The 23,222-nt window shown below is 46.8% G+C and carries 19 protein-coding genes and 1 rRNA gene (1 of these 20 only partly in view); 7 read left to right on the top strand and 13 right to left on the bottom strand.

The window, feature by feature from the left end:
* Positions 1–22: 22 nt before the first annotated feature.
* Both Pan241w_RS09025 and Pan241w_RS09020 read right to left on the bottom strand, forming a co-directional pair.
* The gene (locus tag Pan241w_RS09025) at positions 23–751 is read right to left on the bottom strand and encodes an acylneuraminate cytidylyltransferase family protein (protein WP_145214051.1); all 729 of its coding nucleotides are present in this window, start codon (positions 749–751) and stop codon (positions 23–25) included.
* 214 nt (positions 752–965) lie between these two features.
* Complete coding sequence (locus Pan241w_RS09020) at positions 966–2,285, bottom strand: O-antigen ligase family protein (RefSeq protein WP_145214048.1); 1,320 nt, start codon at positions 2,283–2,285, stop codon at positions 966–968.
* 670 nt (positions 2,286–2,955) lie between these two features.
* Between Pan241w_RS09020 and Pan241w_RS09015 the strand changes: the two genes are divergently transcribed.
* Entirely contained in the window at positions 2,956–3,909 is a 954-nt protein-coding gene (locus Pan241w_RS09015) for a hypothetical protein (RefSeq protein WP_145214045.1), read from the top strand.
* Between the two features lie 2 nt (positions 3,910–3,911).
* On the opposite strand, the gene Pan241w_RS09010 is transcribed toward Pan241w_RS09015, so the two are convergent.
* Positions 3,912–4,601: a sugar transferase gene (locus Pan241w_RS09010; protein WP_198000422.1), complete on the bottom strand. Its 690-nt coding sequence runs from the start codon at positions 4,599–4,601 to the stop codon at positions 3,912–3,914.
* A 43-nt stretch (positions 4,602–4,644) separates the two neighbouring features.
* Entirely contained in the window at positions 4,645–6,483 is a 1,839-nt protein-coding gene (asnB, locus tag Pan241w_RS09005) for an asparagine synthase (glutamine-hydrolyzing) (RefSeq protein ID WP_145214039.1), read from the bottom strand.
* A gap of 447 nt (positions 6,484–6,930) precedes the next feature.
* Between asnB and Pan241w_RS09000 the strand changes: the two genes are divergently transcribed.
* The 3 genes from Pan241w_RS09000 (at position 6,931) to Pan241w_RS08990 (ending at position 10,013) form a co-directional block, all read left to right on the top strand.
* Positions 6,931–8,193, top strand: a complete 1,263-nt coding sequence (locus tag Pan241w_RS09000) for a UDP-N-acetylglucosamine 2-epimerase (protein ID WP_145214036.1) — start codon at positions 6,931–6,933, stop codon at positions 8,191–8,193.
* Positions 8,194–8,343: 150 nt separating this feature from the next.
* Positions 8,344–9,222, top strand: a complete 879-nt coding sequence (locus Pan241w_RS08995; protein ID WP_198000421.1) for a polysaccharide deacetylase family protein — start codon at positions 8,344–8,346, stop codon at positions 9,220–9,222.
* A complete protein-coding gene (locus tag Pan241w_RS08990; RefSeq protein WP_145214029.1) occupies positions 9,219–10,013 on the top strand; it encodes a formyltransferase family protein in 795 nt (264 codons plus the stop codon). Before Pan241w_RS08995 ends, Pan241w_RS08990 begins: the two co-directional genes overlap by 4 nt.
* 34 nt (positions 10,014–10,047) lie before the next feature.
* Here Pan241w_RS08990 and Pan241w_RS08985 read toward each other — a convergent pair whose 3' ends face one another.
* Complete coding sequence (locus Pan241w_RS08985; protein ID WP_145214026.1) at positions 10,048–10,794, bottom strand: creatininase family protein; 747 nt, start codon at positions 10,792–10,794, stop codon at positions 10,048–10,050.
* Positions 10,795–10,801: 7 nt separating this feature from the next.
* Positions 10,802–12,448 (bottom strand): sodium:solute symporter family transporter, encoded by a 1,647-nt coding sequence (locus tag Pan241w_RS08980; RefSeq protein ID WP_145214023.1) that lies wholly within the window; start codon positions 12,446–12,448, stop codon positions 10,802–10,804.
* A gap of 222 nt (positions 12,449–12,670) precedes the next feature.
* Here Pan241w_RS08980 and Pan241w_RS08975 point away from each other — a divergent pair, with 222 nt between their 5' ends.
* From Pan241w_RS08975 to Pan241w_RS08965, 3 genes are all read left to right on the top strand, one after another.
* Entirely contained in the window at positions 12,671–12,961 is a 291-nt protein-coding gene (locus Pan241w_RS08975) for a hypothetical protein (RefSeq protein ID WP_145214020.1), read from the top strand.
* Positions 12,962–13,005: 44 nt separating this feature from the next.
* A complete protein-coding gene (locus Pan241w_RS08970) occupies positions 13,006–13,638 on the top strand; it encodes a CDP-alcohol phosphatidyltransferase family protein (protein WP_145214017.1) in 633 nt (210 codons plus the stop codon).
* Between the two features lie 71 nt (positions 13,639–13,709).
* On the top strand, positions 13,710–15,572 hold the full coding sequence (locus Pan241w_RS08965; RefSeq protein ID WP_145214014.1) for a tetratricopeptide repeat protein: 1,863 nt from the start codon (positions 13,710–13,712) through the stop codon (positions 15,570–15,572).
* Here Pan241w_RS08965 and Pan241w_RS08960 read toward each other — a convergent pair.
* From Pan241w_RS08960 to rrf, 7 genes are all read right to left on the bottom strand, one after another.
* Positions 15,546–17,354 (bottom strand): CRTAC1 family protein, encoded by a 1,809-nt coding sequence (locus tag Pan241w_RS08960; RefSeq protein WP_145214011.1) that lies wholly within the window; start codon positions 17,352–17,354, stop codon positions 15,546–15,548. The two genes, Pan241w_RS08965 and Pan241w_RS08960, sit on opposite strands and share 27 nt — an antisense overlap.
* A 132-nt stretch (positions 17,355–17,486) precedes the next feature.
* Positions 17,487–18,515, bottom strand: a complete 1,029-nt coding sequence (locus Pan241w_RS08955; protein ID WP_145214008.1) for a DUF1559 domain-containing protein — start codon at positions 18,513–18,515, stop codon at positions 17,487–17,489.
* Between the two features lie 135 nt (positions 18,516–18,650).
* Complete coding sequence (locus Pan241w_RS08950; protein ID WP_145214005.1) at positions 18,651–19,085, bottom strand: hypothetical protein; 435 nt, start codon at positions 19,083–19,085, stop codon at positions 18,651–18,653.
* A gap of 481 nt (positions 19,086–19,566) precedes the next feature.
* Positions 19,567–20,751 (bottom strand): tetratricopeptide repeat protein, encoded by a 1,185-nt coding sequence (locus Pan241w_RS08945; RefSeq protein ID WP_145214002.1) that lies wholly within the window; start codon positions 20,749–20,751, stop codon positions 19,567–19,569.
* Positions 20,752–21,176: 425 nt separating this feature from the next.
* The gene (locus tag Pan241w_RS08940; RefSeq protein ID WP_145213999.1) at positions 21,177–21,545 is read right to left on the bottom strand and encodes a carboxypeptidase-like regulatory domain-containing protein; all 369 of its coding nucleotides are present in this window, start codon (positions 21,543–21,545) and stop codon (positions 21,177–21,179) included.
* Positions 21,546–21,752: 207 nt separating this feature from the next.
* Positions 21,753–22,718 carry a DUF1559 domain-containing protein gene (locus Pan241w_RS08935; protein ID WP_232107393.1) on the bottom strand — a complete coding sequence of 322 codons (966 nt, stop codon included), beginning with the start codon at positions 22,716–22,718 and terminating at the stop codon, positions 21,753–21,755.
* Positions 22,719–23,200: 482 nt separating this feature from the next.
* Positions 23,201–23,222: ribosomal RNA gene (rrf, locus tag Pan241w_RS08930) — 5S ribosomal RNA — on the bottom strand (it continues 88 nt past the right edge of the window).

Below are 23,222 nucleotides of genomic sequence, written 5' to 3'. Positions count from 1 at the left end.
CGAAGCATTCCAGGCTCATTCACTAAGCAGCCTTTCGGCGGGAAGTATCACGCACCTGATTTTCCATCAGTAAACTGGCAACTAAGAATTCCCACTCGGTATCGATTTCCCACGACCGCTCGGTCGGCATCTTATACCCGTAGGTTTCCTGATAAGGTCGAAAGGTCAGATTTTCTTTAAATGCGTCTACCCGGAGAATATACAAAGCGCCATTGAAAGCATACACATCTTCCAGCACCTGCCTGCGCAACATCGATTCTTTCTGAGCGTCAGACAGTTCCAGCAACAGCCCCTCTTCATCCATCCCTCGCAAGCAGACCGGATGACTGGGCGCTTCCATCATGCCAATCACAGATTTGGCGTTTTTCTCTCTGGCAAACCTGATCGCGCCATCGATATCTTCGGCGATACGAAAGGGAGATGTAGGCTGAAGTAATGCCACATAATCCATCTCGTACTGCTCCTGCTCAGCAAACCAGTCGATGGCATGTAAAATTACATCCACATGACTGGAGGCATCTAATGACAGTTTAAGGGGGCGAATAAACGGAACTTCCGCACCATACTGCCGGGAGATGGAAGCGATCTCCTTGTCATCGGTAGAAACAATGACACGATCTAATTCCTGACTTTGTAATGCTTCCTGAATCGTCCAGGCAATCAGCGGTTTTCCGGCCAGCTCTCGTATATTTTTCCGAGGTACTCCTTTCGAACCACCTCTTGCAGTGATTAGTCCAATCACACCGGCCATCCATGGCCCCTTTCGTCTTAAGCGCTACTCTGTCGTGATAGAAAACACAGTTAGAAAATCAAAAATGGACGCAATATTCCAGCCGCAGATACTAATTTAATCATTTTTTTGTGTAAAGGGGGAATTAGGGCAAGCGATACAGACCACCAATACCCTTGGCCTGGTCTTAAGCAACCGTCATTCCGTCTCAATCACTCCCATAGCGCAAGGCAACTCAGGCTGCGTCCCGAATGAGATGCTGATCTTCGTTGCTGGAAGGAAATTCCGGCTCCTGTTCTTGATGATGCTGTGCAACAGCACTTCCTGCCCCAGCCAATGTCAGCCCCATCAGGAATCCGAATAAATTGCCTTCCGTTGTATCCAACATCAGGGAATTCACGAGGCATCCAATGACATAGACCGCCAGCACTGCCTGTCCAAAGGACCGATCAAGCCCGTTCATCGAGCGAGTCGATCGCCAGGCAACCCAGTAGAACGATAAAAACAGACACAAACCAATGGCCCCGTTTTGAACCAGTAACATCACATATTCATTATGCGGATTGGCAGTGGCAATCTGGTTCTTTTCCTGGGAGAGCTGCCGATAGTTTAACTCAAAACTTCCAATCCCCGCGCCAACAATGGGACTTGATTTCGCCAGCTGCAGACTATTCTCATAAAACTCAAGACGCAAATTGACTCCACCACGCCTCTCTTGAGTCTCCTGATAATTCGAAACCTCTGTCACGACCTGATTGATGCGTGCCTGAAACGTTTGAGATTGGTGGTAGGCAATAAATCCAATCCCCCCAATACAAAAAGCAGCAGCAATGAGCCCTTTATAACCCAGCTTCTGGCAGAGAAATAAACAAGTTAAAACTCCTAAAGCAAGATAACCGGAGCGTCCAGGCACAATCGCAACAGTATTAAGTACTCCCACCAGGCCCAAGATGGCATAATACCAACGCTGCTTCGGCTTTTCCCAAAACTTCCAGGCAGCCAGATAAACCAGAAATGCCATCAGAATGTTTTGTGTAATCCGGTTCTTAAAAACAGTCCGATTATAAATATCACTGTCTACACCGCTATGGGGAAGAAACATACAACAAATCGAACAAATCAAGGTGACGATCAGCGCCAGCTCGAACATTTGAATCCCCAGCCGGCGTGACTTTGGGTTCAGAAAGAACGAGAGATAAACGGGAATCATAATAAACTGGCGGTACTTAAACAAATTCCGCGATGCCACTGAGAATGATTCCGGCGTGTAGAGCAAGCCAATCGCTAGAAATCCAAAAAAGGCAAGAGAAACAGCGACAACTTGATTTGTTTTCAGTAACTCGTAGGAAACACGATATTGCCCCGAGATAATCCAACAGACCAAAATCCCTAAGCTTAAAATCGACGTTAGACTTGTTGAAATGGGAATCGCAAAGCCTGTCGCGATTGAAAGCAGAACTCCAAGCTTATAGGCCTGTTCTTTAAAAAACGAACCTTTCGAATCCAATGCAAAAGCAGGAGAAAGGCGTTTCAGATCACGATCATAAATGTACATTGGACTGGATCCAATCAGACAATTTAACTGATACGGTTTTTAAGAATGCATCGTAGAAAAACCTTGCGTCTTACCAGTCAACTGGTATTGATTGACACAAACGAGGCGTACCAATAACAAGAAATGTGACAGAATGCGATACCAATCTCAATGAAATCAAAGCCAACCGGCGGTAACAAAGACTATGAGACAAACAAGTTGGAGTGTTTCGTACATTGCCCCCGATTCACGATATCACTCTCAACCGCCTTTTCAAAAATACAGAGTATTCCCTCCCAACCCGAAATCTGGCACCCCCATTTGGCCAAATCTGAGCTCTCAGAACACAAGCTAGCCCACCACTCCCAATCCACCATAACTAAGCTGAAGATTTGTCTTTACACACCAGAATGCTTTGTCTAGACTCCTCGCACCTCAGCAGAATGAGCCATTTTCTCTCACAGAATCGTACTTCATTCTTGTAAGTTTTCAGTGATTGAAACTCTCCAAACAGTCAAATACATCTCAAGAATTCATTCTGTAACATCCTGATCTTCTTCAGTTCCAATCATTCGAGACAGAAGGGCAATTGATGGCTCAGATGTTCGTCGGTAATGTATACAAATCACTTTTTTGGGGCGCCCTGGTTACCTATCTGATGGTAATTCTATTGAATTTAAAGACCTTTCAGATGTGGCCTCAAGTTCAGACACTGTACGAGGCGGGGTTTTCGATCAACCTGAAGTCGATTTACTTGCATCCGCATGGATTGAGATACACACTCGTGTATCCAATCTATTTGGTTGCCGAATTACTACAAGTATCTCCTGACATTATTTTATCTTTGGCAGTGCTTGCGATGTGTGTGATGATTTCACATTCACTTTCCCGCTGCATAACCTTACATCGAAAATTAACGAATATCTGGAAAGTCAATTTCTTTGTGTTCCTGTTCTTTGCCGTGCTTACGCTGTTCATGAATGGTCGATTGATCTATGGCCTTTGTGCCTATTCATTAATGTTCTATGGCCTGTTTCTTCTTGTAAAAGATAAAGAAGCAACCATTGAAAAACAGGCCCTGCCAGCATGCCTGATCTCTCTGGCAATCTTGTTTTCCTCGAGCAGCAGTGGCGTTGCCATCTCTTTTTATGCAATCTCTTTTTCTTCGATTTGCATCTACCTGTTGTATGACTTTAGGCAAAAAATCAGAATTCATTACCCAGTCATTATTTCCATGTTTATATTTTTTCTGCTGTATACGCCTATCATTCTGTTTTTAATCAATAAGAATCTGGCCTTTTTTGGCGGTGGGTTTGATGGATTTCTTTTGATGACCCAACATGGAATGCTGAATGGGCTTGATGATCACCTGGTCTTTAAAGTCCTGTGTTTCGGATTCACAGCCTTGTTAGCCTGTTTTGTATATTTCTACAGAAACAGCCTCACACGCGATCCACTACTGTTCTTTACTGCCTACTGCATGGCGCTGATGATTCTCTTATCCTTGTTTGCGTTCTCCATCCTGATGATGGCATTTATCCCAGCTATCTTAATGACTGCTTTCCTGTCGAACCGGCTCAGTATTATTGGAAAACTTTTTTTTGAACGCTACCTTACTTCAACACATAGCATTGGTTCTAAATAAATTTAATTGGTTCCTTCGCAGGAAACCACTTTTTTGATCGTCTGCAGAAGGATCTGCCAGTCGAGTCTCAGGCTGCAGTGTCCCACATACTCAAGGTCGAATTCAATAACGGCAGCTTGAGTCAACTGACTTCTTCCTGAGACCTGAGCCAGGCCTGAGACGCCGGGACGAACACTGGCCCGTTTCTGACGATCGATTTGTGAAGTCTCCTCTAACTCAAAGCCGATATAAGGACGAGGACCAATCAAACTCATTTCGCCTCGAAATATATTGATCAATTGGGGCAACTCATCGAGACTTGTTTTACGGATCAGCTTCCCAATGCCGGTGATTCTGGAATCATTCGCACTGGTAAACTGAGGTCCTGCCTGTTCAGGTTCAGAGCGCATGGATCGGAATTTCAAGATCTCAAATGGTGCTTCGTTCACTCCCAGGCGATTCTGTCGGAAAAACACCGGACCAGGCGAGGTGACTTTGATCAGGAAGGCGATCAGCAGAAATACTGGAGAAAAGACGATGAGCGCAAAACCACTCAGCAGAAGGTCAACAGGCCGCTTCAGAAAATATTCTCTATTTTCAGTCGCGTCTGTTGAACCCGAAACAGGTGCAAGCAACTGTGGATCAAAGTGAGGTTGTCCCTGTGTCGCACCTTGCGCAGAGCCCGATTTCTGTGACAATTGTTGATCGTCCATAATATTCACTTTGCAAAAAACAGGGGAGGTTCGAAATAATTCTTTAAGCGGCGTTTCGGCCAACCATTCCAAAATTGACAGAACTCTTGATGCCCAATTCCGCATAGCTCGGAGTATGATCAAAAGTCTGATCAATAAATGTTCGCTGCCACAACTCAAACGCCAGCAATGCCCGTATGGCACGTGTATGATTTACCCGATTTGACTGATGTTCCTGAATCATCTGGCCAACCCTTTCCGGGCTGAAAATCCCGCGTTCCAGAGATCGTTCTGAAAGTAACACTTCGTTGACGAATGGAGAAAGTTCTCGCTTGAACCATTCCCCGATCGGAACAGTAAACATCTGCTTTTTCCGATAGATAATACTGGCAGGCAAAACTTGCTCGCAGGCCTTTTTCAAAATGGCTTTAGTAACGCCGTCACGTAATTTCAGCGAACCTGGAATCCGAAACGCCAGATCGATCATCCGATAATCGAGGTAAGGAGCACGCGGTTCCAGCGAAACAGCCATTGCCATTTTGTCGGGTTTCACCAGATTATTCCCAGGCAACAACAACTTGGTATCCAGAGCCAGAGCCTGGCTGATCGGATCAAGATGTCGAAACTCTTTCAACTGCGACATCGCAAAAGAAGAAGCATCAAAGCCCCCCAGCTGAATTCGGGATTCCTCTGAATACAGCGCCTGCTTTTCGGCAGGCTGCAGCAAACTGATGGCACGAATATAGTCAGCTTCAATTTGCTCACGGGGTAATGTTAAATCCTGATTCGCAAAAAAGTTTCGATGAACGTCATAGCCTGCAAATAGTTCATCCCCACCATCACCAGTCAAAACCACTTTGACCGATTGCCTGGCCAGATGACTGACACGATGCGTTGGCATGAAAGAGACATCACCGTGTGGCTGATCGTTGTGATAAATCGTGAGGGGCCAGGTCTCTGTCAAATTGGGATTCAGTACTTCACATGTGTGACGAGTACCAAACTGATCTGCGACTTCCTGTGCATACCGGGATTCATCAAACCGGGGGTCATCAAATCCGATACAAAAAGTCTGTACCGGATGCGGTAACTCCTGACTCATCAGAGACACCACAGACGAACTGTCAATGCCTCCCGAAAGGAAAGCTCCTAACGGCACATCCGCACGTAAACGAATCTTCACAGCGGCCCTTAAAGTCTCAATAATTTCGTCACACCAGGACGCTTCAGACCGACATTCAACAGGCTTTTCCGCCAGATTCCACCAGCGTCGAACCTCTGTGCCCTGAGAGCTGATTTTCAGCATGTGCCCGGGCATTAAATGGGTAATATTCTTGTAAAGCGTCATCGGAGGGGGAACGAAATTGTACGTGAGATAGGCATCGAAGCCTTCCCAATTCATCTCCGCTTTCACTCCCATCGCAAACAGGGATTTGACCTCGGAAGCAAACAACAGCCGTCTACCATCATCATGCAGATAGAGTGGTTTTTGCCCCACTCGATCACGGTAAAGCAAGAGCGATTGCTTGCGACGATCGATAATTGCGATAGCAAACATCCCGTTGAGTTGCTTGACAAAATCTTCCCCGTCACGCTGATACAGTCTTAGAATGACCTCAGTGTCACAACTGGTGCGGCAACCGAGCCCTTTTGCCAATTCTCTGAAATTATAGATTTCCCCGTTCTGAACAACGACCACCTGTTGATCATCAGAAAACATGGGTTGATGGCCACCAGCCAGATCCAGAATGGACAGACGCTGATTTCCCACCAGCATCCCACCTGTTTCGTAGAATCCCCGGTCATCGGGTCCGCGATGAGCCATTCTCTTGCAAGCTTGCTCTGCTAACGCCGTTCCAAAGGGGCGTTGATTGCGATCATAGCCCCCAATAATTCCACACATTACGAATCCTTTCGCTAGCTTAAAGCGGAGAACGACCATCTACAGATACAAACAATACAAAAATCAGGATTGTGGTACCGTCCTGCCCCCCCCCTCTCACCTTCTGAAGGAGTCGTTTCTGTTTCCGATCACTTTCTGCATCGAATCATTCAATAATTGAAGGCAAGCATTTTCAATATTCCGGGGTACTTAAGGAAGACCAATTCATCACTTATGAACAAATAAAGTTGGGGGATTCTCAAATGGACAAAGCCCTGAAGTCTATACATTCAAACACACCATGAGCAATCCTTGCCCGATTTCCCGTTGAGAAGTGATTCTATTCAACCCAAACCCCGGCTCCGAATATTTCGTCTTGACAGAATCTGGGATTTCTCCGTTAATTTGAACCGATTTTCAACCGGCAAGCCTTCAGAAATCAACTTTTTTGCTTTGCTAGAATTGCATATGACAAGCTCACACACAAAACAACAGCGTATTCTGGCTGTCTGCTATGGGGGTGGTCATGTCCTCATGTTGATTCCCGTTCTAAAACACTTAAAAGAACTGGGACATGAGATTCATGTTTTGGGGCTGACCACTGCTGCCAATCCATTGAGAAAAGCCGGCTTCTCACCCATGGGATTTCAGGACATCATTCAACTTGAAGAGACAAGAGCGATTGAGCATGGGAAGCGTTTAGCGGCAGAAATGCATCAGGACAATAAGGTGAATTCCCCTGAGGAATCGATTGCCTACCTGGGCCTGTCTTATGCAGACCTGGAGGATCAACTTGGAGTCGCAGGAGCAGAACAGGCTTTTCGTCAAAAAGGAAGACAAGCGTTTTTGCCTCTGAATCCGATCCGACGTATCTTTGACATAATTAATCCAGATGTGGTTTTAACAACCAACTCCCCCAGAGCTGAACTGGCATCAATTCGTATCGCAGCAGAACGCGGAATTCCTTCGGTCGGGGTACTTGACCTGTTTGGACTGCAACCACATAACGACATTCCTGCAGACTTTGTATGCGTCCCTTTTAAACAGGCAGTATCAATTCTTGTAGATCGAGGACTGAATCCGGAAAACCTGATCGTCACTGGAAATCCGAATTTTGACTGGGTCAATGAAATCCCGCTAACAGAAAGTCGGGCATCAGCCTGGAGAATTCATAATCATGTTGAACCGACAGATCTGTTGGCATTGTATGCTATGAAACCCAACTGGGACCAGCATGAAGAAATGATTGTCAGTAGCCTTGAGCATGTACTTCAGGAAAATCATTCTTTAAAAGTAGCGGTCAGACCACACCCGAATAGTGACAGCCAGATCGCAGAAAGAGTCATCAACCGTCTGGGAAATGTCGCTTTTTTAGACAAAAACACGCCGCTTTCAATGTCTCTGGCATCCTGTGACGCCTTAATCACTCATAAGTCAACCGTCTCCGTCGAGGCAGCGTTACTGGGGAAACAGGTTGCTCTGTTTCATTCTAACCATGACTATCCGACACACGGCATCCCATTGCATTTATTTAATTGGGGCACGTTTTCGATCAGCATCGCGGAAGGAATCAAGGCACTATCCAATTTGAAAAAAGAAACAAGCGAGGCCCAAAAACGACGTGCGGACGAAGTTCGGAAAGCCTGGAATTGTGATAGCCAGTCCCACATACGAATCACAAATGTTGTGCTGCAGGCTTGCGAAAAAATGAATCTAAAAGAGGCCGCGTAATATGAGTGGATCCTGAGATCGATTCAATTTAAGACAGCAAATATTTTCAAATTTCAAACAATCAGCAGTTATTCTAAAAGGGATCCCTTGAGAACATCATACGAACGCCCGCATGGCATCATGTTTCATCACTTCTATAATGAGAGACACATGAAAGGGCAAGGCGCTATATCATACAATGAGCTCGCGCAGATCATAGAGCACTATCAACGTGAGCATCACATTTTACCAGCGAAAGAATGGTTCGAGAAGGCATCTAAGGGAAGCCTCGCCAAAAACGAAGTCTGCCTGACTTTTGACGATGCTCTCCTCTGTCAGTACGAAGTCGCATTACCTGTTCTGGAAGCCTTTGACTTAACCGCATTCTGGTTTGTCTATTCATCGGTCATCACAGGTGGCACCGAAAACCTTGAAATCTACCGAAAATTCAGAACAGTCTGCTTCGACAATATTGACCATTTCTATCAAAGTTTTTTTCGAATGGTTGCCTCATCGCAATATAATGAAACCGTTGAACGTTCGCTAAAAATATTTTTCGCCGATCAATACCTCAGCCAGTTCCCCTTCTATACTGAGGAAGATAAACGATTCCGGTTCGTAAGAGACATGGCACTTGGAGTCAAAGCCTATAATGAAATCCTGGATCTGATGATTCAGGACCACAAGATAGATCTGCAGGATTTCACAAATGACTTGTGGATGAAAGACCAGCATGTGGTTGAACTGCATTCTAAAGATCATCTTATCGGACTGCACTCGCATACTCACCCTACCGCCCTGGCGTCATTAGCTGCCGAGGATCAACGGAGTGAATACCAGACAAATTACGACACGTTGACAAAACTACTCTGCGCCGCGCCGGTGTCGATGTCACACCCCTGTAACTCCTATAACGACGATACCATTCAAATCCTGAATGATTTGGAGATTCAACTTGGTTTCCGTTCGAATATGAAAGAGCACCCGCTTACCAGTCTGGAATTCCCAAGAGAAGACCACGCGAATATTATGGAGAGAATCGCAGCATGAAGATCACTGTTTTCACCAGTAATCAACCCCGCCATCTCTCTCTGATTGAGTCGCTGGCTTCGATTGCAGAGGAAGTCTATGCCATCCAGGAATGCAATACCATTTTCCCCGGGCAAGTAGCAGATTTCTTCAGGCGATCTGATGTGATGCAGGAATATTTCAGCCATGTTCTGGACGCAGAAAAAACAATCTTCGGGCGGCCCCGCTTTTCTCCTCTGAATGTGAAATCTCTTTCGATGAAGCTGGGCGATTTGAATCGCCTGGAGCTGGAGACACTCAAGCCTGCTCTGGAAAGTGATTACTACATCATATTCGGCAGTAGTTTTATCAAGGGAGAGCTCTGCGACTTTTTAGTGAGCCAGAGAGCGTTGAACATTCACATGGGAGTTTCACCTTATTATCGCGGAAGCAGTTGCAATTTCTGGGCGGTCCAGGAGGGGAACCCCGATTACGTCGGAGCGACCATTCATCTATTGTCAAAAGGCTTAGACTCCGGCCCGATGCTGTTCCATGCCTTGCCAAAACCACAGGAAATTGCACCATTTCTACTAGGGATGCAAGCCGTCAAGGTGGCGCATGAAGGATTGCTGAGCCATTTAAAATCAGGAACGATTTTCGATTTTGCTCCCATCACTCAAGACAAAGCACTGGAACTCAAATACACACGAAACAGCGATTTTACCGATGAAGTCGCCGCCCATTATCTGAAAACCGCTCCCACACCTGCAGAAGTACAGCAATCCCTGGAAGCACGAGATTTAACCCGGTTTTTACACCCTTATCTCGCTTAATTCGGACGATTTCTGACGTCCGTAAATAGAGCCGCTATTCAAAAAATGTTCTCTCCGATAAGTGTGCCAACACGTGAGACACGCGTTCCACAATATGTGAGAACATTTTTTCGCCTTTCTCTGCACTCGCCAGATCAGGACGGCCTGTCGCACCGGCAGTAGTTCTTTGATACATGTCATGACAGAGATAAACGCCATCTACCACATCCGGGGCATAGTCTTCAAAATTTTCAATTTTTGATTCGCGCACCAATTCCGGTCGGAGGTACATCACCAACGACGTTTCCGCCTCACAGGCATGGCCGACGGTTTTGCACTCCCCCTCCATCAGTGACGCGATCTCCGCTTCTGCAATCGACCAATAGGAGGCCGCCATTAATTGACAGTTTTGATAATCTACCTGCAGGCGCCGCAACGCAATCTGCATCGGACCGATATTTCCGCCATGACCGTTTAAAATCATGACTCGGCGAAACCCGTCATTCAGTATCGATTCGCAAATTTCGCACAATAATGTTTCATAGTTTTCCACACGGGAGGTCAACGTGGCGCCCCAGCGAAGATGATGCTGACTCGCCCCCAGCCAGAGAGTCGGCAGTAATAAAACCGATTCCTTGAGGTTCTGCTCGACCTGTTCGGCGACTGCAGTACAGATAATATCATCGGTTGCCGTCGGCATATGCGGGCCATGCTGTTCCACAGCAGCAATCGGCAGGACAACCAGCGTTTCATCACGCGATACATTCTTCAGTTCCACCGCGGTCATTTCAGCATATTTCATGGGAGAATTACTCGCTTAAATCAGGATCATTTTTGTGTTGACTTCGTACCACATTCCAATACGTTAAAGGCGTTTCAGCCGAATCCGGTCGATGAGAAACGGTCAACAGACTGACGATGACGCCAATCACCATTGTCAGACCAAAACCAATGGGCCAGAACCAGACGGAAAACCAGTCAGAGGAAATATACATCAGCGTGATCGTAATGACGGCTCCTGAGAATGTCCCCACCAGAACCCCCGCTGTCGTTGAGTTTTTGAAAAACAGAGCCAGGATAAACACGGCCAGTAAGGGGCCGCCAAAACCAGCGGTCACTTTTTTCCCGATGGCAAACACATCCCCCATCTCACCCACGTTGCAGGCCAGCACTATGGAAAGCACACCGATCAAGACCACCAGTGCCCGGTCCTGAAAAACCTCCATTTTATTATTATCCGGTTTTAAGTGCAGAAAATGTCGATCCCGAAAATCAACCATCAGCGCGGTGGTCACCGAATGAATTCCCGAATCGATACTCGACATCACCGCCGCCATTAACGCAACCAGAAACAATCCCACCACTCCCGGCGGGAAATGCAGGCGCACATATTGCGGCAACGCCTGGTCCTGAAGCTTCAATGCCTGAATGTCTTCGGCCACATACTCCGGATACGATTCATAAAACTGGGGGACCGTCATCCCCTTCCCCGCACCGGCTGCGTCGGCTCTCCAGTCTGGCAGCTCTCCATTGAGCTCTGTCGCCAATACCGACACCATCTGTTCCGGAAATTGATGATAATGAGAATAGAGGCCGACTCCAATGGCCAACAAACCAGGCACCACAGTCCACATCCCGATCACATTGATCATGAAACCGACTTGCGATGTCCTCTCGGAACGCGCCGCAATATAGCGCTGCACGGCGACTTGATCCGCACCAAAGGCAGACAGCGCTTCCAGAAACAGCCCGATCAAAACCGCCCAACTACCATATTCCAGCGTCAGCGAAGGAGTAAAATCCACTAGCAGATTACTCCGACCTTCAAAATAAGTCGAAATGACCCCCGACACTCCGTTATCGGTTTGGGCAAGAATCAAACCGAGCGTCAGAATAATCGTAAGGCTGAAGATAAAGAACTGAATCACGTCGGTCCACATCACTGCCCGCAGACCACCGAGCATTGTGTAGAAAATGGAAACAATGCCCAGCACAATAATCACCCATAACTGCGAAACCTGCATCACGTTTGCCAGCACAATCGACGCCGCATACGTGGCCGAAGCCATCCAGCCAATCCGCAAGAAGATAAATAAACCACTGGCTAAAGAACGAACCGAAACATGATAACGGCGTTCCAGATACTCATACGCGGTCTGGCAATTCAACCGTGCATAAACGGGAATGAACACCCACAGTACCAGTGGCGCCATCAGAGAAACGGCGATCAAAAACAGACTGATTCGCAAGCCACTGCCATAAGCGATCGAAGGATACATGACAAAGCTGTTGGCAGAAAACAGCGTCGCCATCACACTCAATCCCACAGGCAACCAGCCCATGGAATTACCGGCGGCAAAAAATTCCTTCCGCGATTGATTGCGACCGAAATAGATGCCGAGTCCAATCGAAACCAGAAGATAGGCGAGAATAACACCATAGTCTAATACATGCATCTTGCAGTCAGTTCTTAAATTATTGGATCAGTTCATTCAATTATTCATAGTTTTACGACTCTTTTCTGCAATGAAGAAAAGAGGACTTCTCCATAATATCAAAACCCAGACATATAAAAAGGAAACCTAAGAAATCTCCGGGCATTTTCCCCCCAAACTTTGATATACTTTGAGTGAGAGATCGTTTAAAAATAAGAAATTGCGAGAACCAAAGGATTTGTAATGACAACGGCAGTCTGCTTTCAATGTGGCCACTTAAAATTCGGCTCATTCCTCGCCTGCGATGAATGCCAGGCAAAACCCCGAACCGATGATGAGTTGATCGTTTCTCTGGCGATGAGCGATCATTACTTCGAGAAAGCGACCTTGGAATCGATGGGACAATACATCAAAGAACACGGCCACCCCCCTCAACTCGATCCCGAACAGGAAAAAGTATTTCGCAGAAAGTTTGAAGAAGTGAAAGCGTCTGGCGTATTAGACAAACTGTTTCAAAGCAACGAAGACTCTTAAGATCAGCGGGTCATTTTGGTTTTGAACACAAGGGATTGAAAAATATGTGCTCTCTTCCCAATACAACCAAAAGCAAGGTCTCTGTTTATGCCAGTGGCGAACAGGCGATGATGGATGCCTCGCAGTCACGCCGCCATCTGCTGCTTCTGCCGTTGCTAAAACGATTTGTGAAATGGGGCATTACTGCCAATCATCTCACCGGTCTGTCTCTGCTTTGCGGAATCGGCTTTTGCTTTTCTTATGGAATGACCTGGGATCAGGCAAAACCACTGGCGTTTTGCCTGCTACTGCTGCATGTCTTACTGGATGGCATTGATGGTCCCCTGGCCCGTTTTCAGAAAATCGCCGGCAATCGCGGTTCCTTTACCGATACAATCTCAGACCAACTTGTCGTAACGTTTACGACAATCACGCTGATTCACTATGGGGAAGCAACCATTATCGCGGGAAGCCTGTATCTGTTTTTCTACACACTCGTGGTAACATTTGCCATGATCCGCAGTACGCTGGCAATCCCCTACAGCTGGCTCGTTCGTCCCAGATTCATCGTTTATGCCTGGCTCCCCGTCGAAACGTATTTCCTGCCAGGCACATTAAACTACCTGCTCTGGATCTTCATTCTGCTGCTGGGATGGAAGTCCCTGACCGGTTTTTACAAGATCCGAAGAAAACTGTGAAGGTGTTGGCACGACACTATTTCAAAATCCTCTCAGACTGAATTCCGACAGAAGACAATGAATCCACAACCATGACGCGTTCTCAATGGTCTATTATTATCGTTCTATTTTTCTCCGTCACACTGGTGACCGCCGGTCTGTATTTACGGACTGATCCCAAAGAAAAAAATGCCGATTCTACTCCGCCCTCGAAAAGCCAACCGGAAGAAAAAATAACCCTCGTTCACAAGATCCCGCCTGCCTCCTCGACGAAAGGATTTGTGGGAAGCCAGGCCTGCCAGGAATGCCATGCGGAGATTTGCACAACCTATCAATCGCACCCAATGTCGTTTTCGTCTCAGCCTGTCCTTGGAGACTTGGTCTTTGAAGATTACGAACACAAAACGAGTTTCCGGTCTCCTGCGACGCACCAATATGAGGTCGAGAAAAAGGACGGAAAAGTCTACCACCATGAACAGCGCATGACGCCGCAAGATAAATTGATCTACGACAAAGCCAAGCCGATCGACTTTGCCATCGGTTCTGGAAAACGAGGGCGATCCTATGTCATCAACCACGCCGGCCTCTTGTTCATGTCGCCGATCTCCTGGTACACCGGCAAGCAACGCTGGGATCTCTCACCCGGATATCAGCCGGGACAACACAAGCAATTCGAAAGACGACTGATTGACGGCTGCATCCAGTGCCATATTGGTTCCGTCTCCAAAACCGAGGGAGTCAAAGACCAGTTTGACTCCATGCCGTTCAAGGAAGTTGCCATTGGCTGTGAGCGCTGTCATGGTCCCGGCGAACAGCATATTCAATGGCATTTAGCCAGTGAAAAACAACAGGGGCCGGACCCGATTGTGAATCCGGTCGATTTACCCCCGGCCGCCCGTGATGCGGTCTGTTATCAATGCCATCTGACTGGTGAAGGCCGCATTCTCCGCTACGGTCGTGGTGAATTTGATTTTCGTCCCGGAAATCTGATTGAAGACCTGTGGATTGTGTTCCAGGAAGGAGATCGCATCACAGCCACTGGCGATACCCAGGCCGTCAGTCAAGTCGAACAAATGCATCAGAGTCAATGCTATCAAAAGAGCGCCGGCCAGATGGGGTGTATCTCATGCCACGATCCTCATCAATTCCCCGCCGAAACAGATCGCGTGCAGTACTTTGAAAAACGCTGCCTCCAATGTCATGGCCAGACGACAAACGAATGCACGCGGCCCGCAGATTCACCAGAACAGGCAAACGAGTCTTGTATTTCCTGCCATATGCCCAAGCGTTCTGCTTTTTCAGTCCCACACACTTCTTTGACAGACCATCGCATCATTCGTAATAAAAGTCAGTCGCCTCAAACATCTGCTCCAACGGAACGTTTTACCGTCTTCCGAAAACCCGAGGATGAGAATGCCGCTTATGACCTCCCGCGTGCACGAGGCTTCTTTTATGTCTCCCTGGCCGAAACCAGAAATGACTTGCATTATGCACAACAGGCACTGCAACTTCTGCTGCCTTTATTACAGCAAGACAGTACAGACGAAGAATTAATCACGCAGATTGGCCTGGCTTATAATCTGCTTGGCGAGAAAGCGAAGGCGAAAGCGATATTGGAGCGCGCCCTGAAATTGAATCCGAACTCAGAAGCCGCCTTACTGAAACTGACAGCGATTTGTCATGACACAGGTGATTACAAAGCGGGAATTGAATACGCAAAACGCTTTATCGAACTCAATCCCTGGCGCGGCCAGATTTACGGACGTCTGGTGCATATGTCTGGATTAACAAATCAGTTTGATCAAGGCATCGAATACGCGAATCGCGGGCTCAAGATCAATCCTTCCATCTGGCAATTGCATGGCTGGCTGGCCCAGGTTTACGGGCAACGAGGAGAGACAGAACTCAGTCAACAACACCAGCAGAAACTACAGCAGTTTCTTCCCCAACGTTAACTCTGATGCCGCCGGTTCAATCAACTTCAGAGTCTGATCAACGGGAACCTGCTCCAGCACCTGTATTTCACCACTGGGCCAGATAATTTTGACCTGACAGTCTGAATCAATCTGGCCAAAACCAAAAAAGAGTGCGTATTGACCGCTGGAACCGTAACTGCTGCCTCCCACAACTTCCTGAAAAAACAATTCGTCGTTCTGCCTGACTTCCACCTTGGTACCAATGGCGGTCCGATTACTGGTGGTTCCCGTCAGCATCACTTTTAACCAGTGATTGCCTTCAGAATCATTTTGCAGTAATGCAGCCGGATCGTTCTGGTTCACAACGAACAGATCCTGATCACCATCATTATCATAATCGCCCGCTGCGACGCCGCGACCAATCAATTTTTGACTGAAATAGGGGCCTGCCTGAGCACTGCATTCCACCCATTGATCCCCTTGATAAGAGAATAAAAGTGGTGTCATCTTCCAGTCGTACCCCTGATCCTGCAGTTGATCAATATGCCCATTCGCCACAAATAAATTCATGTGCCGATCGTGATTGAAGTCCCCCATGACCGTCCCAAAGGCAAGGAATGAGATCGTCGGACGGTGCAACCCCGTGGTTTTTGTCGCATCATAAAACCCGGCTTCGCCCAGGTTCGCGTAGAGTGTATTGGAATCATCCGTAAAATGAGTCACATAGAGATCAAGAAATCCATTGCGATCATAATCACCGTGGGCAATCCCCATGCTGGCCTGGTTATTGCCGTCACCGCTCATCGCGCAGCCTTTTTCAATCGCCGCATTACGAAAGGACTGACCTTCATGATTCAGAAACAGGAAATTAGGCGTGACATCGTTCGCCACATAAATATCGGGATACTGGTCTCGATCCAGATCAGAAATCACAACTCCTAAGGATTTCCCGTCGGCTGCCCGTAGTCCCAACTCATCCCCGGCAAGTGTGAACTGGCCGTTACCCAGGCTGAAATAAACTTCATTGAACTCGGCTTCCATTTCATTCGGATGACAGGTCCGCTTGATACCTTTACTGTCCGAACAATCTTTGGGATGTCTTACATCGTACTTGACATAATTACAGACATACAGATCGAGGTTACCATCCCGATTCAAATCTCCCCAGGCGGCGCTGGAGCTCCAAAGCTGTGTGGTTGCAGTTCCCGATCCCTCGGAAACATCTTCGAAGGTACCATCACCCATATTCTGATAGAGAGCATTTTGGCCCACATTGGTGACATAAATATCATCAAATCCATCGTTATTAAAATCGGCGATGGTGACACCCTGGCCATAGCCCGAATTCCTGACGCCGGTCACTTGTGGCAGTTCAGAAAAGGAACCATTGCCCTGATTACGAAACAACAGGTTCTGTCCCTGATCCGGTGAATTGGAAACGGGATCTCCTCCCTGAACACAATAGACGTCGATCAGGGAATCACGATCATAATCAAGCCAACCAGCGCCCCCTCCAATTGCTTCCACCATAAGTTGGTCCCCTTTGGCACCACTGTCATAGACAAATTCAATTCCTGCCTGGGTGTGAACATCACGAAACTGCGGTACTTGCATGTCGGCAGAAACAACTGTTGGCTCATCAATGACATCCAAAGAGAGTTCCCGAAAAAATGTTGATTGACTCTCGGGGGAATTCCGATTCTCTGTCGGCGTTGTTTTTTTCGGTGGCGGGTTGTTTTGAATCTGATCGCAGGCAGCGAACAGAAGAATCAAAAACACCGAGAAAAGAAATCGCCCCGTGTGATAGACGCTCGGGCTCATTATGAATTTTCAGGCTCTCTGAAAAGGAGACGATTCCGTTCTATTTCATTGAAATGCAACGGAAAAAAATCCTCCCCATCAGGGTTGATGGGGAGGATTGAATCAATTGAGACAAAAACAGTCCTCGGCGATTTAGAACTCACCTAAGGTCTCACCACCTGCTTTTGTCACCAATGCTTTATTGATTCCCAAGTCCAGGTTCTCACTGACAAAACGGACAGATCCGTCAGTCAATAAACCGTGAGCTCCCCCAACATGAGAACTGCTCCAGTTGGTGCAGCGGGTATCGTCGGCACCATTGCCACCTGCGATTTCTTCAGGATCGGCATTGATTGAAGAGGTATGAGTATCAATGGCTCCCAAAGGACTGATCCAGGCAGCACATTTATTGACTTCAGATGGAAATTTCTTACTGAAATTCCAGTGATGGTTTTCATAAATGGCAATGGTATTTGAAGCCCCATCGACAATGTCGCGAATTCGGGCCGAACCCCGGTACCAGAAAATCCCCCCGACACGACTGAGATCATTATGAGTAATGTCTCTGCCGGCATCGACCCAGGGTGCACCATTGGACCCGGTATCACTACAGTCCTTCCAACCAGTCCAGATGTAGCCCATGCTGCCAACATAATCGGTTCTGGCAGCCTGCAGTGCCCGTGAATTCCCACCGCTACCAGAAAAGTCATAGTGCATGGCAGAAGAGGTCAGCTTGGGCTGTGGGTTACTGGGACACAGGAGAATCGGAATCGTGGTTGTTCGAGCGGAATCATTCGAAACGCTGTCCATACCTGGGAAAGACGAAGTAGATCCCGAAGTATTGGTGATGTCATCAAAATTCATTTTATTATACAGAGGCGCCTGGTCCATAAATGGCAGCGTCATGGAAATCCAGGAAACCGAACAGCCTACCTGGCCTGGACTGCGCGAGGCATCATAATTATGGGGAAAAATACCATGAGTATCATGATAGTTATGAATCGCCACACCCAACTGTTTCAAACTGTTTTTACAGGTAGATCGACGGGCTGCTTCGCGTGCCTGTTGTACCGCAGGTAAGAGCAAAGCAATTAGAATGGCAATGATGGCAATCACCACCAGCAGCTCAATCAGAGTGAATGCGCGAGATCGCATTCGTAGCTTCATGGATAAATTTTTCATTGAATGGCGCTCCTGAAAAAGTAAAAAAGAAAAGTATTACTCCTAAAATGCCTCCTTTAAGCTCAATTGACACCTTCTTATGAAAGAGAAAAGCGGCATCTTAATACATCAATTGATATCGGGAAATTTATGCTGTTAAAACTCAATATCGACGACGTTTTCACCCTCTTTTACGGTGGCACTCTTGGGAGTCGTCGTCTTCGAAGTATATGATTTCGGAAATGGCAGTTTTGCTTTATTGGGATCACCACCACTGGCATAACTCTCTTCGCTGGGAGTCACAGATAAAACAACTTTATAGGTACCAACCTGAGCTCCCTTTCCCCCTTTGGGATTACTCAATTCGTAAGTGCCGTCTTCACCTGAAACACCAATCGCGGGAATCCCATCTTCAGCAGGGACAAAGGAAACGCGGACATCTTTGATTCCTTTTCCGTCTTTTTTGATCGTCCCCTTCACAGGCTGTAAGGTCGGAGCATCATCCACGCCTCCACCACAGCCGGAAACCACCAAACAAAAACTAATCAGGAAACACAAGGGGAGGCACGATCGAAGAAAGAAATGATTCATTTGTTGGGCCCTTTCTCACATCATCATGAGATGAGAATTCAATTCAAAGTTGATAAGAAATATGTTCCACAAAACGTGACTCTATTCCCATCACTGAGTGATGGTTTCAAACCTTATCCACTCATAGGAAAATCTACACATTAAAAAAACTTAATATTTCATGTTTAAAGAAATGGTGGAATTTGTGAAACACAATTGACTTGATTATTTGTGGAATCTTCAACAAGCAAAAACGTAGAAATGATTCAGTGTCTGCAAAGATGAAGAATCAAAAAAACAATGAACATAATCCTTTTGATATACACACACTACATGCATACAACCAATCAATTCTAGTAATGGCATTTACAAAATGTCAACCATTTTCCGGGTTGAATGAATAATTGCGTATTTTTTAATGAATCTTATTTTAAGAACAGATAGGCACATGGGAGCGTCTGCCTAGTAGGATACCTCAAACAGCCTGAAGCAGGAATCGGTATTACAGTCGTTTCTGAATTGCTGCGTGAACCTCTGGATCGCCACATTCTTGTGCATAAGCGGCGATCTGTGCTAATAAGTCTGCATTAATCTGTTGAGGATTTTCCAACTCCATCAATTGCCGCGAAAACGCTTTCCCCTTTGCCCCGAGTTGAGCCCATTCTTCCGCCTCGACGGCTTTACCAGACCGTCTCATAATTTCCGCCAGTCCAAGCTGTGATCTCCAATCATAAGGATTTCGATTGAGCGCTTCCTGATAGGATTCTCCCGCCAGCTTCAATTGATTTTTTAAAGCCAGGTAACGCCCTCGAAAACGCCAGAAACGGTTATCTGCTTCAGCCTCCTCGGGCACTTGCTCAAGCAACTGAGAGACCCGTTCAAGATCCGCTTCATCGAGTGATTTTTCCAGAAAGTAAGCGAGCACTTCCGGATTATGAGGGTATTTTTTTAAACGATCGTTGATTAAGGTTTTGTCACCCCCTGAAATCATCTTCCCATTTGAGAGAGGGAGAGACTGCTGGCTGCTGCTGCCGGCAATATAGATTGCCAGTGCCACTTCCAGGTCTTCATTACCAGGATCGTTTTTTAGCCATTCATTGACCAGCGGAGCCCCATTCGTGAAATTCAGTGAATCGGCAAGCAACAAATAAACATAAGCCTCTGGTGGTTCACACTCAAATTTCATTGCCTGCCTGATTTGTTTTACCATCTCCAGCCGACGTAATATCATGGCATTAATATAAATCAGGCGTTGCCGCGCCAGATCGGCCCGGGGATCAATTTTTAAGATGCGCTGGCAAGTTTCGATTGCCCGGATAGGATCATTCAACTCGGACAGTAGCAAATCCAAACGTAAAGCCAGTGATTTTAAAACGCGTGGGTCTTTATCACTGATCTGCCCTAACGCGTCTGCGGTCTCCGCAAATTTATTCTGCTGGCGTAATGCTTCTGAAAGATCGAGCCAGGCGTTCGAATTTTCAGGTTCCCGTTCGGTCCATTTTCTGGCAGCTTGCTCCGCGGCCGGCCAGTCTTCTGCTTTTAAAGACTGGTTCACCTTCTCTTCCAGAACATGGGCCTGCCGCTGATTCCACCAGGCGGAAAACGGAAAATAAATGAACATCATGAATACGAAGACCAAGACCAGCTTCAGTATCTTGTCTGGTGTCTTCGCTTTTGGGGAGGTCATATCGACAACCTAAATCAACTCAAGTAGAAAGGAATTTCGGTGTCCGCAAACAGGCACCAATGATTTCTATCCTAACGCCCCACCCAGGCAGGGGAAAGCTTTTATGATGTGAGAGCAAATCGCAGAAATGGGAAAGTGTTGATGCGATCCTCTATCAAACTGATCGGATCAGGATGCCTTCAAGTCAAGATGAATCGTCTTCTCACCCGCTTTCACTTCTTTTTGCAGCTCAGTTTGCTGGTTATAGTGGTCAGGCATCAATTCATCTTATCTTGTGACTTTTCCCCAATCAGGCAACTCTTCTGCTTTAGATCCACCGCACCACAGAGACTCACAAATCTCAGATTTTTCAAAATCGGAATCCGTAAAAAAACCTTACCCTGGATGGGTAAGGTTTGCTGATGTCGGTAGATGTTTGTTGAAACTTACTTGCCGGTTAAGTCAAACTGGAAGTCATTTTCCTCTCCGGATTTGACATCAGCCTTCAACGTCGTGTTTTCATTGTAGTTGGGAGGAACCAGATTATTGCCAGGTTCCTCAGGATTTTTCTCTTTGGAAACTTTGACCGTATAATTTCCGGGGACTGCTCCTGCCGTATCCTGATTATACATCAGCTCAAACTTACCGTTTTCATCGGTCATCGCAAAAGCCGTTTTCCCCTGCTGTGGTTGAAACAGAACATTCGCCCCCGTTAATGGGCTGCCATCCAGAGTGACCGTACCGGTCACATTCGCCAGTTCCGGCAATGATTCCCCACCACCGAAACAGCCGGAAATTCCCAGTAGAGTGATCATGTACCATATATTTCTCATTTGAGAACGCGCATTCGCGATCATAGCCTGCTTTCTTTCTGTCATATTAAACTGACCAAAGTCTGAATCCGGCGGCAATCGGGACTCACTTTGACCAGTGGTGCTGCGTAGTTTGTGATTTGAAATATCCCGCTGCAACAGTTGATTTCTGTAACAGCGGGAGAAGAGCCTGATTGACTGTTTTCTGTTTTAGAATTCGGGAATGACCTCGCCACCCCGCACGGAAATCAGTGCCTGGACGACCGCTGTCATATCTGCGTTTTCACTCAGGAACCGGACGGCTCCATCGCCCATCAGAACATGAACGCCGCCGACATGAAAACTTCCCGCTCCCCAGCCATACACACGCTGACTATATGTGGCGTCGCGGGGTCGGTTGATTCCCTGACCTGTCGGTCGAATAAAATGTGTATGAGTAAACGTATCCCAAAACGGACCAAAGCCGACATAGGTATCAGACCCGTTGGTCGTTTTCAGTAACGGAGTCTCAATCAGCATCACGGTATTGCTGGTACCGTCTTTAATCGCGGAAATTTTTGCAGAGCCGTTGAGACCGAGGGTCGCTTTTTTGGAATAGGTATCTCCCTGGAAGGAAGCCGTTTTATCAGAATCGTACTGATTCGCAGCGACACCATAACTTGTTCGATGAGCACCATCTGAATAATAAGTGCCACTCGTTACAGTGCCGATCGGTGTTCCACTATCTGAAGGACAGAGAAATACGGGAAGATTGGCGTCCAACAGTTTCAACTGACTGGCTGTCGTGGGAGGAGTGGTATGCCCACAGCTGGAGTGTTTTGCTGACCCACTGGGAATCGACCAGTTATAAAGATTATAGAGAGGCGCCTGATCCAGAAACGGAAGCAGCATCTGATAACAGGTATGATTCAAAATGTTATCGGGAGTATAAAGGGAGGTACATGCGGCACTACCAGGATTGATGGCTGCGGGAGGAAACACCCGATGCGTATCATGATAATTATGAAATGCCAGTCCCAGTTGCTTCAGATTATTTTTGCAGGTACTGCGACGGGCCGCTTCGCGCGCCTGTTGAACAGCGGGCAGAAGCAGCGCGATTAAAATCGCGATGATGGCAATGACGACCAGTAATTCGATTAGAGTAAAACCACGCTTACGAGAAGAAGAATACAACACAAAAGACTCCTGAATAAAACGAGAAAACACAATCAACGGACGAATTCAGCCGAGAAAATCAGCTGAATTATTATGTGCTGGAAATCCGATTGGTTGCAGGAGCCCGGGCAGATTCCAGTTCAGATCAAAGCTGAATACCTGGAAACAGTGGGAGAAATCAGAGATTTCCGAGAGGAAATTGATTGGTCAGAGAGATCGAAAGAAAACCAAGCACTCTTTTCTTTCTAAAGCTTACTATCTTTACGAATTCTACCTTCGTCTGCTGGAACTATCAATCATGGGGCCAGGTTTCTCAGGCATTTTATGTGAAATCTATGCGTTATCAGAGAATCGAGGAACGAAACTGCTTGTTAGAATGGATACACAGGCGCCATGGAACAGTTGTAAGCAAGAGGCGAGATCTGTTTGATCTCGAGCAGACTGGAATCAGAAATAGCGCATAAAAAAACTCCTTACTCAGAAGAGCAAGGAGTTTTAAAAATATCCGGCAATAACCTACTTTCG

The organism is Gimesia alba (assembly GCF_007744675.1).
Lineage (GTDB): Bacteria > Planctomycetota > Planctomycetia > Planctomycetales > Planctomycetaceae > Gimesia > Gimesia alba.
The sequence above is the reverse complement of the archived record's forward strand: the minus strand, read 5'-3'. Positions and strand labels throughout refer to the sequence as shown.

Coding starts and splice junctions, on each gene's coding strand:
- Pan241w_RS08955 (WP_145214008.1), bottom strand. CDS start 18,515: ATGAAAAATTTATCCATGAAGCTACGAATGCGATCTCGCGCATTCACT.
- asnB (WP_145214039.1), bottom strand. CDS start 6,483: ATGTGTGGAATTATTGGGGGCTATGATCGCAATCAACGCCCCTTTGGA.
- Pan241w_RS08980 (WP_145214023.1), bottom strand. CDS start 12,448: ATGCATGTATTAGACTATGGTGTTATTCTCGCCTATCTTCTGGTTTCG.
- Pan241w_RS09020 (WP_145214048.1), bottom strand. CDS start 2,285: ATGTACATTTATGATCGTGATCTGAAACGCCTTTCTCCTGCTTTTGCA.
- Pan241w_RS09025 (WP_145214051.1), bottom strand. CDS start 751: ATGGCCGGTGTGATTGGACTAATCACTGCAAGAGGTGGTTCGAAAGGA.
- Pan241w_RS08990 (WP_145214029.1), top strand. CDS start 9,219: ATGAAGATCACTGTTTTCACCAGTAATCAACCCCGCCATCTCTCTCTG.
- Pan241w_RS08985 (WP_145214026.1), bottom strand. CDS start 10,794: ATGAAATATGCTGAAATGACCGCGGTGGAACTGAAGAATGTATCGCGT.
- Pan241w_RS09015 (WP_145214045.1), top strand. CDS start 2,956: ATGTGGCCTCAAGTTCAGACACTGTACGAGGCGGGGTTTTCGATCAAC.
- Pan241w_RS08950 (WP_145214005.1), bottom strand. CDS start 19,085: ATGAATCATTTCTTTCTTCGATCGTGCCTCCCCTTGTGTTTCCTGATT.
- Pan241w_RS08975 (WP_145214020.1), top strand. CDS start 12,671: ATGACAACGGCAGTCTGCTTTCAATGTGGCCACTTAAAATTCGGCTCA.
- Pan241w_RS08940 (WP_145213999.1), bottom strand. CDS start 21,545: ATGATCACTCTACTGGGAATTTCCGGCTGTTTCGGTGGTGGGGAATCA.
- Pan241w_RS09010 (WP_198000422.1), bottom strand. CDS start 4,601: ATGGACGATCAACAATTGTCACAGAAATCGGGCTCTGCGCAAGGTGCG.
- Pan241w_RS08995 (WP_198000421.1), top strand. CDS start 8,344: ATGAAAGGGCAAGGCGCTATATCATACAATGAGCTCGCGCAGATCATA.
- Pan241w_RS08965 (WP_145214014.1), top strand. CDS start 13,710: ATGACGCGTTCTCAATGGTCTATTATTATCGTTCTATTTTTCTCCGTC.
- Pan241w_RS08945 (WP_145214002.1), bottom strand. CDS start 20,751: ATGACCTCCCCAAAAGCGAAGACACCAGACAAGATACTGAAGCTGGTC.
- Pan241w_RS08970 (WP_145214017.1), top strand. CDS start 13,006: ATGTGCTCTCTTCCCAATACAACCAAAAGCAAGGTCTCTGTTTATGCC.
- Pan241w_RS09000 (WP_145214036.1), top strand. CDS start 6,931: ATGACAAGCTCACACACAAAACAACAGCGTATTCTGGCTGTCTGCTAT.
- Pan241w_RS08960 (WP_145214011.1), bottom strand. CDS start 17,354: ATGAGCCCGAGCGTCTATCACACGGGGCGATTTCTTTTCTCGGTGTTT.